Origin of the sequence: Nocardia sp. NPDC058497, from assembly GCF_042720195.1 — a bacterium.
In the GTDB taxonomy this organism is placed as follows: Bacteria; Actinomycetota; Actinomycetes; order Mycobacteriales; family Mycobacteriaceae; genus Nocardia.
Window position 1 is genome coordinate 1 of the sequence record NZ_JBHXMY010000224.1, and the last position, 8,835, is coordinate 8,835.

Below are 8,835 nucleotides of genomic sequence, written 5' to 3' on the forward strand. Positions count from 1 at the left end.
ACCCTGACCCGCTTCGCCCGCTTCGAGGTCGGCCAGGCCTGATCCGCCTGAACGAGAGCCCCTCGGGAGCAGCGTCCGTCTGCCCCCGAGGGGCTCTTGCCGATTCCTGACGGCACCTGCCCCTGGTTCCGGGGTCTCCGCGTCGCGCAAGGGGGTCTTGTGCGGTGGCGGGAACCGGATAAGGCAGGATGGATGCCGCTCAGTGCGGCCGATTCGCGTGCCCGCAGTTCGACCGATCTCAACCTCGCCGAAGGAGACGAACACCCATGACCGACCCGGGTAACGACCGCCCTGGATACAACCGGGTGCTGCTCAAGCTGGGTGGGGAGATGTTCGGTGGCGGCGGGGTCGGTCTCGACCCCGATGTCGTGCAGACCGTGGCCGAGCAGATCGCCGAGATCGTCGAGACCGGCGTGCAGGTGGCCGTGGTGATCGGTGGCGGCAACTTCTTCCGCGGCGCCGAGCTGGAGGAGCGCGGCATGGAACGCGCCCGCTCGGACTACATGGGCATGCTCGGCACCGTGATGAACAGCCTTGCGCTCCAGGACTTCCTGCAGCAGCAGGGGGTGGACACGCGCGTGCAGACCGCCATCACGATGGGTCAGGTCGCCGAGCCGTACCTCCCGCTGCGCGCCAAGCGGCACCTCGAGAAGGGCCGCGTCGTGATCTTCGGTGCGGGCATGGGCATGCCCTACTTCTCCACCGACACCACCGCCGCCCAGCGCGCGCTCGAGATCGGCGCCGACGTGGTGCTGATGGCCAAGGCGGTCGACGGCGTGTTCGACGCCGACCCCCGCGTGGAGAAGAACGCGAGCATGTACACCGAGATCACGTACAAGGAAGTGCTCGAGAAGGGCCTGAAGGTGGCAGATGCCACGTGCTTCAGTCTCTGCATGGACAACCAGATGCCGATTCTGGTGTTCAATCTGTTGACCAAGGGCAATATTGCCCGCGCAGTCGCCGGTGAACACATCGGCACCTTGGTTCGGTCCTGATCCCGCAACCGCGGATGATGACGATGACGACGCTGTGGAGGAACCGGTCGTGATTGATGAAGCGCTCTTCGATGCCGAGGAGAAGATGGAGAAGGCCGTCTCGGTGGCGAAGGACGACCTCGGAACCATCCGCACCGGCCGCGCCAACCCGGGCATGTTCGCCCGTGTCGTGGTCGAGTACTACGGTTCGCTGACGCCGATCACCCAGATCTCGAGCATCACGGTGCCGGAGCCGCGCATGGTGGTGATCAAGCCCTACGAGCAGAGCCAGCTCGGCCCGATCGAGAACGCGATCCGCAACTCCGATCTGGGCGTGAACCCGACCAACAACGGTGACATCCTGCGCATCACGGTGCCGCAGCTCACCGAGGAGCGTCGTCGCGAGATGGTCAAGATGGCCAAGGGCAAGGGTGAGGACGCCAAGGTCTCGATTCGTAACGTCCGTCGCAAGACGATGGACGAACTCGGCCGGATCCAGAAGGATGGCGAGGCGGGTGAGGATGAGGTCGGGCGCGCCGAGAAGGAGCTCGACAAGACCACCGCCAAGTACGTGGGCCAGATCGATGAGCTGGTCAAGCACAAGGAAGCCGAACTGCTCGAGGTCTGAGCGCAGATCTCGCCAGTCCCGCTCGTGCGGGGGATGAACGGAACGACGAGTTGAGCGACGGGACAATCGTGGCCGAAGACGCCGCCGCCACCGGAGCGGCACCGGAGCCGACACCGGACCAGGTCGACACGACCGGCGTGGCGACGCCGGCACCGGCCGACGACGCGCCTGCCGAGCCGCAGGCGCCCACGTCGCGCGCGGGCCGCAACCTGCCCGCCGCGCTGGCGGTCGGGCTCGGCCTCGGCCTGTCGCTGATCGCGATCCTGCTGTTCGTCCCCAAGGTGTTCATCGGGGTGGTCGGCGTCGCGGTGGCCGTGGCGACCTGGGAGGTCGCCAAGCGGCTGCGTGAGGCCGACGTCCTGGTGCCGCGGATCCCGCTGCTGGTCGGTGGCCAGGCGGTGTTCTGGCTGGGCTGGCCGTGGGGCGCCCAGGGCGTGGTCGGCGCGTTCGCCGCGACGGCGCTGGTCTGCATGGTGTGGCGGCTGTTCGACCACGGGCTGAGTACCGCGCCCAAGAACTTCCTGCGCGACACCGCGATCACGTTGTTCACGCTCACCTGGATTCCGCTGCTCGCCGCGTTCTCGACGCTGCTGCTGCTCGAACCCGACGGCAACCTGCGGGTGCTGACGTTCATGATCCTGGTCGTCTGCTCCGATGTCGGCGGCTATGTCGCCGGCGTGCTGTTCGGCAGGCATCCGATGGTGCCCGCGATCAGCCCCAAGAAGTCGTGGGAGGGGTTCTGCGGTTCGCTGGTGTTCAGCGTGATCGGTGGTCTGCTGACCGTCACCCTGCTGCTCGAGGCGAACTCGATGATCGGTGTGGTGCTCGGTGTCGGCCTGGTGGTCGTGGCCACCTGCGGCGATCTGATCGAGTCGCAGATCAAGCGGGAACTGGGCATCAAGGACATGGGCACGATGCTGCCCGGTCACGGCGGCATCATGGACCGCCTCGACTCGATGCTGCCCTCGGCCTTCGTGTCGTGGCTGGTGCTCAGCGCGCTGCTGTAGCGCGCCGGGTCAGGGCTTCTTGGCGGCGTGCCGTAGCTGCAGGATGCGCACGCCACCGACCAGGCCCATCACCAGCGCGCCCGCGATCACCGACAGCAGCACGGTGATGCCGATCGGTAGCGAGAAGTGCCAGAACAGCAGGTCGACCGTGGCCTTTTCGAGGTTCTGGATGATGAAGATCAGCACGATGATGCCGATGATCGCGGCCGCGATCAGGGCGATCCAGGTGTAGCCGGTTTTCGAACCGTGGACCCCGGGCGGCGTGGCGCGTCTGGTGGGCACCCGTTCGTCCCGGCGATGCTTGGCCTCGGTGGGCTCGATCGCCGGTGCCGGAGGCTCGTGCTCGGCCGGTGACGCCCCTGATTCGGCATTGGTGGACATGTTTCGATCATTGCCGACAGCTATCACCCGCGCACGCATCTTCTCGATAACGGCGTTCGGCGTGGCGGCCCGGCGGCCGGGCCCGCTGCCTCGTTTGGGACAATGGTCGAATTATGGCCACCTCCCTGCCCCTCGTGTTCGATGCCCCGCGTCGCGGTATGCCGCCGCGCCACCTCGCCGATCTCGACGCGGACGAACGCAAGGTCGCGGTGCAGGAGCTGGGATTGCCGAAGTTCCGGGCCGATCAGCTGGCCCGCCAGTACTACGGCAGGCTGCAGGCCGACCCGGCACAGATGACCGATCTGCCCGCCGATGTGCGCGACAAGGTCGGCGAGACACTGTTCCCGCCGCTGCTGTCGGTGGTCCGCCATCTCGCCTGCGACGAGGGCGACACCCGCAAGACGCTCTGGCGTGCCCACGACGGCACCCTGCTCGAGAGCGTGCTCATGCGCTACCCCGACCGCAATACACTCTGCATCTCGAGCCAGGCGGGCTGCGGCATGGCGTGCCCGTTCTGCGCGACCGGCCAGGCAGGCCTGAACCGCAATCTGTCGACCGCCGAGATCGTCGACCAGGTGCGTGCCGCCGCCGCCTCGCTGCGCGACGGTGAGGTGCACGGTGGTCCCGGCCGGCTGTCCAACATCGTGTTCATGGGGATGGGCGAGCCGCTGGCCAACTACAAGCGGGTGGTGAACGCGGTCCGCCGGATCACCTCGCCCGCGCCCGACGGCCTCGGTATCTCGCAGCGTTCGGTGACGGTGTCCACCGTCGGCCTCGCGCCCGCGATCCGCAAGCTGGCCGACGAGGACATGTCGGTGCGGCTCGCTGTCTCGCTGCACACGCCCGACGACGAACTGCGCGACACCCTGGTGCCGGTGAACAATCGCTGGTCGATCGCCGAGGTGCTCGATGCCGCCCGGTACTACGCGGACAAGTCCGGGCGCCGGGTGTCGATCGAGTACGCGCTGATTCGCGATGTCAACGATCAGCCGTGGCGGGCGGACATGCTCGGCAAGAAGCTGCACAAGGCGCTCGGCCCGCTCGTCCACGTGAACTTGATTCCGCTCAATCCGACCCCGGGCAGCGAGTGGGACGCCAGCCCGAAACCGGTCGAGAAGGAATTCGTGCGCCGCGTGATCGCCCAGGGCGTGTCGTGCACGGTGCGCGACACCCGCGGCCAGGAGATCGCCGCCGCCTGCGGTCAGCTCGCCGCCGAAGGCTGACCCGCTCTTCGATGCTCGACTGAGCTCGAACACGTTGCGGCCCAGGCGTTACCGGCGCGGGACCGGATCGAGGCCCGCGTCCGAGATGGTTGACTATGGCGCGCGGAACAGCCTCTGTCACAGTCACTCTCGAACTCGAGGCGGGCAATGCCTCCCTCATGATTCTCGGCAAGATGCTCGGTCCCACCGGCATCCCGCCGTTCGAAGTCAAACGCCGGTACGACGCGGCGACCGCGGATCGGCGCGGGGAGATCATCCCCGCGGTCATCACGATCGATGCCCGCAAGCGGTGGACTATGCGGCTCAAGACGCCGCCCACCGCTTCGCTGATCCGTAAGGCGCTCGGCAACCCCGGTTCACCGCAACCCGGCCACAAGCCGGTCGGCGCGCTCTCGCGGGAAGAGTTGCGGCGCATCGCGATCCGCAAACTTCCCGACCTGAACACCACCGATGTGGAGGCGGCGATGCGCATCGTCGCCGGTACCGCCCGAGCGATGGGTGTGCGGATCGAGGACTGACGTCTGCCGCCAACTCGCCCCCGTGATCGTCTGTGCGGGGACACAGATGCCCGGTGTGACCCGCCCAGGCGTTAAGTTGGTGACGGCCGAACAGGCGGATGCCCGCCGTCGGCGTGGAACCGATTCGGCAGGACAACGGGGGAAGCATGCTTGCGACGGGCGACGTCTTCGCCGGATACGCGATCGAACGCCGGCTGGGTCAGGGGGGCATGGGATCGGTGTACCTGGCCCGCCACCCCCGGCTACCGCGTCAGACCGCGCTCAAGCTGCTGAATCCGGAGTTGTTCGCCGACACCGAGATTCGCGCGCGGTTCGAACGCGAAGCGGACCTGGCCGCACAGCTGGAGCATCCGAACATCGTCACGGTGTACGACCGCGGTGTCGACGACGGGCGGCTGTGGATCAGCATGCAGTTCGTCGACGGTGTGGACGCGGCGACCATCGACCATCCCGTCCCCGCCGAGCGGGCTCTGCGCATCATCGAAGGCACCGCGGCCGCGCTGGACCACGCCCACCGCAACGGTGTCCTGCATCGCGACGTGAAGCCCGCCAATATCCTGCTGGCCGACGCGGACGACAGGGAACGAGTCCTGCTCACCGACTTCGGTATCGCCCGCCCCCGCGACGACGTCCACCACCTCACCCAGACCGGCACTTTCACCGCCACGCTGGCCTACGCGTCGCCCGAACAGCTCACCGGCGCGTTCCTTGACCATCGCTCCGACCAGTACTCGCTGGCCTGCACGCTGTACTCGCTGCTCACCGGCGTCGCCCCGTACGAGGCGACCAATCCGGTCCTGGTGATCCAGGGCCACTTGCAGTCACCGCCGCCGTCGGTGCGCGCGCATCGACCCGAGCTGTCTGCCGCGCTGGACGCCGTGCTCGCCCGCGCGCTGGCCAAGCGCGCGTCCGATCGCTTCGACTCCTGTGCGGAATTCGCCGCCGCGGCCCGTCGCGCCCTGAGCGGGCCCGGTGCGCAACCCACGGTCTTCGCCGGGTCGTCGATGCCGCAGTTCGCTCAGCCGAGTCCCTACGGTCGAGCCGTTCCCGCCCCGCGACACGCAGCGCCGCAACCCTATCCCGGGGTCGCTGCGCCGCCGTCCCGGAATCCGGCGCCGCCGTTTCCTGGTCGGCCGGGACCCACGCCGCGACGGCGTGGCCGGACCCCGAGCGTCCTGTTCGTGGTGCTGGCTGTCGTGCTGGGTGCGACCTACTGGGGCTGGCAGGATGAGAGCACCTTCGTCTCGGAGATCCTCAATCGCTCTCGCGCCCACCAGGACATCGCGGCGATATCGGCGGCCTTTCCGCAGATGGTGCCGCCCGGCGACGCCGAGGGCCTCGAGTTCGGAAACCCGTATCTCAGCGGCGTCGGACACGGTGGCCGCACGTGTGCGGCATATGTCAATACGAAGACCCGCAACGAGGCCACCTGGGAGCTGGCCTTTCAGGAAGCTGACGCCAAGTGGGCGTGCGTACCCACCGACACCATCCGTGACACCGGGTACGCCTTCTACGCCTTCTCTACCGTGTCGGCGGCACAGGCGGCGGTGGACCGATTCCGGCGCGAAACAACGGACGTGGGAAGCGGTGCATCCGGCACGCGAAGTGACGACCACCGAGCAAGGTTTATCAAGGACATGTACGGCAAGGATCACTACACGATGACGGCCGTCGTCTCCACCTTCAGCGATCCAGATCGGCAACGATGGGTTCTCGTGTTCTCGCGGGGCTCGGCCCTTACTGCACTGGACAAGGACCTCCGTGCGCTACTCACCGAAATCTCCAGCTTCCCACTGGGGTAAGCCGACGAACGGCGTTTTGGTAGGGTCCACACCCGTCGGACGACGAGCGAGATTCGGGGGTCAGAATGGTTTCTGACGGGACGGTATTCGCCGGATACACGATCGACCGGCAGCTGGGCCGCGGCGGGATGGGATCGGTATATCTGGCCAGGCATCCGCGGCTGCCGCGGTGGACCGCGCTGAAGCTGCTGAATCAGGAGCTGTACTCCGACTCCGAGATCAGGGCCAGGTTCGAGCGGGAAGCCGACCTGGTCGCCCAGCTCGACCATCCGAACATCGTGACCGTCTTCGACCGCGGCGTCGAGGGCGACCAGCTGTGGATCAGCATGCAGTACATCGACGGGGTCGACGCCTCGACGCTGGATCCGCGGACGCTGCCGCCGGACCGGGCGGTGCAGATCATCGGCGAGACCGCCGCCGCGCTGGACTACGCGCACCGGGCGGGCGTGCTGCACCGCGATGTGAAGCCGGCCAATATCCTGCTGGCGCGGTCCAACAGCCAGGAACGGGTGTATCTCACCGATTTCGGGATCGCCCGGCTGCGCGACGACTCCGGGCACCTGACCGAGACGGGGTCGTTCACGGCCACGCTCGCGTATGCCGCGCCCGAGCAGCTCACCGGCGCCGCCCTCGATCACCGCGCCGACCAGTACGCGCTGGCCTGCACGCTGTTCTCGCTGCTGACCGGCACCGCGCCGTACGAGGCCGCGAGCCCGGCCGCCGTCATCACCGGGCATCTGCAGGCGCCGCCACCGCCGGTGAGCCCGCGCCGGGCCGGGCTGCCGCCGGTGCTCGACGCCGTGATGGCCCGTGCGCTCGCCAAGCGCCCCGCCGACCGGTTCACCTCGTGTGAGGAGTTCGTCGACGCCGTGCAGCGGGCACTGCGCACCGGGACCACCGGTGCGCGGCCGACGGTGCGGCCCACGTCGGGGGCACATGCCCAGCCGTTCGTCGGGATGACGCCGATGAGCCCGGTCAACGTGCCGGGCGCCCCGCGTCCGGCGCCGGTGAATCCGTACCAGCCGATGGCGCCTCGCCCTGTCGCCCCCGCGGCCTGGCAGCAGCGGCCGCCGATGCGGCCGCCCGCACCGTATCCGGCGCCGTCGCGCGGCGGGTGGGGATCGATGTTCGGCATCTTCCTGATCTGGGTCGCCGTCATCGGGTCGACCATCGGCGTGGTCTGGTTGCTGTCGAACCTGTGATCGGGCGGCCGCGGCGGGTGCCATATTCTGGTCCGAATGAGCGACTTCGATGTCACCGCCGCCGACTCCATCGACCTCGCCCGGTTGCGTCGCTTCGTCGCGGTCGCCGAGGAACTGCATTTCGCGCGGGCCGCGAAGGGCTTGCGGATCTCCCGGCAGGCCTTGAGCGCCACCGTCATCGAGCTGGAGAACGAGCTCGGGACAAGGGTTTTCGTGCCGGGCGCCTCGCCGACCCAGCTGACCGAGGACGGCGCGGCGCTGCTGACCCATGCCAGGGCGCTGATCAGCGCGCAGGAGCAGGCCGAGCGCGAGCAGAAGCCGGAAGCGCCCGCGAGTCTGCGGGTCGGGTTCGTGCCCGGTGTCACCGTGTCGAAGTGGGCGCGGATCTGGGGTGACCGGTTGCCGGAGCATCCGCTCGAGGTCGTCGGGGTCGCGCAGGGGGAGCAGGAGTCCGCGCTGCGCGAGGGCCGGATCGATCTGTGCTTCGTCCGGTTGCCGATCGGCCGGACCGCGATGAACGCGATCCCGCTGTGGCAGGAGACGCCGGTCGCGGTCGTGCAGAAGGACGACGCGCTCTCGCTGCTGGAGACGATCAGTCCGGCCGATCTGGCCGAGGAACGCGTCCAGGACGGCAGCGACATCGATCAGGCCGTCGACACGCTCGCGCTGGTCGCCGCGATCGGCGGCGCCACGATCGTGCCGCAGTCGATCGCCCGGCTGCATCACCGCCGCGATCTGGTGTACCGCCCGATCAGCGACACCGAGTTCACCGAGATCGCACTCGCGTGGCCCGCTGGCACCGACAGCGAACTGCTCGAGGAGTTCGTCGGGATCGTGCGCGGCCGCTCGGCCACCAGTTCCCGCGGTGTCGCCGCCGCGGAACCGGAGCGGCGCGCCGCGGCGAAACCCGCGCGCAAGAACACCGCCAAGAAGCCGGCGGCCAAGCAGCAGCCCGCGCGTCAGGGCAAGGGGCGCAAGCCGGGCGCCCGGCGCGGTCGCTGACCTGGCGGACACACGAAAAACGCCGCCGCGGGCCACCTAGTGGAGCGCCCGGGGGGGGTTTGTGGCGCGATTGATCAGCCGTGTACTTAAAAAAAACT

The 8,835-nt window shown here is 68.4% G+C and carries 9 protein-coding genes; 8 read left to right on the forward strand and 1 reads right to left on the reverse strand.

The window, feature by feature from the left end:
* Positions 1-266: 266 nt before the first annotated feature.
* From pyrH to ACFWPJ_RS16785, 3 genes are all read left to right on the forward strand, one after another.
* Positions 267-995, forward strand: coding sequence for a UMP kinase (pyrH, locus tag ACFWPJ_RS16775; RefSeq protein WP_378852259.1), 729 nt, complete (start codon positions 267-269; stop codon positions 993-995).
* Positions 996-1,044: 49 nt separating this feature from the next.
* Positions 1,045-1,602 carry a ribosome recycling factor gene (gene frr / locus ACFWPJ_RS16780; RefSeq protein ID WP_378852261.1) on the forward strand — a complete coding sequence of 186 codons (558 nt, stop codon included), beginning with the start codon at positions 1,045-1,047 and terminating at the stop codon, positions 1,600-1,602.
* 137 nt (positions 1,603-1,739) lie between these two features.
* Positions 1,740-2,609 carry a phosphatidate cytidylyltransferase gene (locus tag ACFWPJ_RS16785; protein WP_378852275.1) on the forward strand — a complete coding sequence of 290 codons (870 nt, stop codon included), beginning with the start codon at positions 1,740-1,742 and terminating at the stop codon, positions 2,607-2,609.
* Between the two features lie 9 nt (positions 2,610-2,618).
* Here the strand turns inward: ACFWPJ_RS16785 and ACFWPJ_RS16790 are convergent, their stop codons facing one another.
* Positions 2,619-2,990: a lipopolysaccharide assembly LapA domain-containing protein gene (locus ACFWPJ_RS16790; protein WP_378852263.1), complete on the reverse strand. Its 372-nt coding sequence runs from the start codon at positions 2,988-2,990 to the stop codon at positions 2,619-2,621.
* 113 nt (positions 2,991-3,103) lie between these two features.
* Here ACFWPJ_RS16790 and rlmN point away from each other — a divergent pair, with 113 nt between their 5' ends.
* The 5 genes from rlmN to ACFWPJ_RS16815 all read left to right on the forward strand — a co-directional run bounded on the left by rlmN (position 3,104) and on the right by ACFWPJ_RS16815 (position 8,737).
* The gene (gene rlmN / locus ACFWPJ_RS16795; protein ID WP_378852265.1) at positions 3,104-4,213 is read left to right on the forward strand and encodes a 23S rRNA (adenine(2503)-C(2))-methyltransferase RlmN; all 1,110 of its coding nucleotides are present in this window, start codon (positions 3,104-3,106) and stop codon (positions 4,211-4,213) included.
* A 95-nt stretch (positions 4,214-4,308) separates the two neighbouring features.
* The gene (locus ACFWPJ_RS16800) at positions 4,309-4,731 is read left to right on the forward strand and encodes an uL11 family ribosomal protein (protein ID WP_378852267.1); all 423 of its coding nucleotides are present in this window, start codon (positions 4,309-4,311) and stop codon (positions 4,729-4,731) included.
* Positions 4,732-4,877: 146 nt separating this feature from the next.
* Positions 4,878-6,533: a protein kinase gene (locus ACFWPJ_RS16805; RefSeq protein ID WP_378852269.1), complete on the forward strand. Its 1,656-nt coding sequence runs from the start codon at positions 4,878-4,880 to the stop codon at positions 6,531-6,533.
* Between the two features lie 65 nt (positions 6,534-6,598).
* Entirely contained in the window at positions 6,599-7,735 is a 1,137-nt protein-coding gene (locus ACFWPJ_RS16810; protein WP_378852271.1) for a serine/threonine-protein kinase, read from the forward strand.
* A 36-nt stretch (positions 7,736-7,771) separates the two neighbouring features.
* Positions 7,772-8,737 (forward strand): LysR family transcriptional regulator, encoded by a 966-nt coding sequence (locus ACFWPJ_RS16815; RefSeq protein ID WP_378852273.1) that lies wholly within the window; start codon positions 7,772-7,774, stop codon positions 8,735-8,737.
* The last annotated feature ends 98 nt before the right edge of the window (positions 8,738-8,835 follow it).